This window comes from Gordonia sp. OPL2 (assembly GCF_003797825.1).
Taxonomy (GTDB): domain Bacteria; phylum Actinomycetota; class Actinomycetes; order Mycobacteriales; family Mycobacteriaceae; genus Gordonia.
Window position 1 is genome coordinate 1 of the sequence record NZ_RKME01000112.1, and the last position, 413, is coordinate 413.

The window sequence follows — 413 nt, forward strand, 5'->3', positions numbered from 1 at the left end:
GGGAAAGGCTTCGACCGGGGGCTCGAATGATCGGGTCAGAGCCCTGCGATGCGGGGATCCGACCCCGGCCGCCAGTTGGCGTTGTTCTCCCAGAACTCCACCGAGCGCCGGTAGGCCTCCTTGTCCAATGGCACGCCGGAACCGCCCTCCTCCACGCCCAGCGCATTGCGCATCATGGTGATCGGCGCCATCGGCACTTCTTCCGGTTCGGCGGTGTAGATGCAGCCGACGATGCCCCAGTCGGCTTCGATCGGTGAGCCTTCCCTGGCCAGCTGCTCGGCGTTGTACAGGATCACCACCAGGTAGTTCGCGCGCGGCGACTCCACGCCCTCGAACCAGCGCACCAGTACCGGCAGTTCCTCGCGGTTGCGCGCTTCGTAGCCGCTGCGCAGCTGGCCAGGGAAGGCTCACCG

General features: G+C 67.1%; 1 protein-coding gene. It reads right to left on the reverse strand.

Going from position 1 to position 413, the window contains the following annotated elements; translation table 11 throughout:
* Positions 1–35: 35 nt before the first annotated feature.
* Positions 36–392 (reverse strand): DUF3228 family protein, encoded by a 357-nt coding sequence (locus tag EEB19_RS26545; protein WP_262365945.1) that lies wholly within the window; start codon positions 390–392, stop codon positions 36–38.
* Between the last annotated feature and the right edge of the window lie 21 nt (positions 393–413).